This window comes from Lunatimonas salinarum, from assembly GCF_017811155.1.
Classification (GTDB): Bacteria; Bacteroidota; Bacteroidia; order Cytophagales; family Cyclobacteriaceae; genus Lunatimonas; species Lunatimonas salinarum.
Map to the genome: position 1 here is coordinate 1 of NZ_JACVCV010000082.1, position 1,067 is coordinate 1,067.

1 protein-coding gene is annotated in these 1,067 nt (G+C 43.2%); it reads right to left on the reverse strand.

Annotated elements, in window-relative coordinates:
- Positions 1–504 precede the first annotated feature (504 nt).
- Positions 505–888, reverse strand: coding sequence for a four helix bundle protein (locus IAQ59_RS21985; protein ID WP_209333008.1), 384 nt, complete (start codon positions 886–888; stop codon positions 505–507).
- Positions 889–1,067: the final 179 nt, after the last annotated feature.

Consider the following 1,067-nt stretch of genomic DNA (forward strand, 5'->3'; position numbering starts at 1 on the left):
AAGAGTTAATGAGTTCGTGGTTCAGGGTTCGGGGTTGTGGGTTCGGTAATGTTAACTTTGAACTATGAACAATTAGCAACACCGGTTGAAGGGTTTAAGAGTTCGTGGTTCGTGGTTCAGGGTTGTGGGTTCTACAATGTTGACCATGAACTATGAACAATTAACAGTACTCGTTAAAGGGTTAGAAAGTTCAGGGTTCGGGGTTCAGGGTTCAGGGTTCGGTAATGTTAACTATGAACTCTGAACAATTAGCAGTACTGGTTGATGAGTTAGAGAGTTCGGGGTTCGTGGTTTAGGGTTTAGGGTTCGGTAATGTTAACTTTGAACTATGAACAATCAACAGCAATAGTTGATGAGTTATAGAGTTCAGTGTTCGTGGTTCGGGGTTGTGGGTTCTACAATGTTGACCATGAACTATGAACAATTAGCAACACCGGTTGAAGGGTTTAAGAGTTCGTGGTTCAGGGTTCGGGGTTGAGGGTTTGGCACTGGTTGCCTACACGTTTAGAACTTATTGCCTTTTCTTTCTGAATTTTTAAGGTATTGGATCATGGCGCTTATTTTTCGCCTAATATTTTCTGTCCTAAATAGGATGTCGTTAAGTTCGTCCTCATTGATAAACCCTGCATCGAATGAGCGATAGGCCTGGGACCTAGTTTCCCCATTGGAGCCTTTGGCTATTGACAAAAACTGTATAAATTCCCTATTACCATCCCTTTCGAAGCCTTCGGCGATATTATCCATCGTAGAGCCCGATGAAGAGGTGATCTGACGGCAAAGCCTAAAATCCGTCTTGAAACCATCCTTTCTTGTAAGTTCTCTGATAATCTTAGCCAATCCCCTCGCCTCCCTCCAAATTTCTAACTCCTCAAATACGTGGATTTTCATGGGTTGAAGCGTTCGGGGTTCGTGGTTCAGGGTTGTGGGTTCGGTAATGTTAACTTTGAACTATGAACAATTAGCAGCACTGGTTGAAGGGTTTAAGAGTTCGTGGTTCGTGGTTCGGGGTTGAGGGTTCTACAATGTTGACCATGAACTATGAACAATTAGCAGTACTGGTTGAAGAG

What these genes read in the sequence shown, in the direction of transcription:
- IAQ59_RS21985 (WP_209333008.1), bottom strand. Translation starts at nt 888, where the DNA reads ATGAAAATCCACGTATTTGAGGAGTTAGAAATTTGGAGGGAGGCGAGG.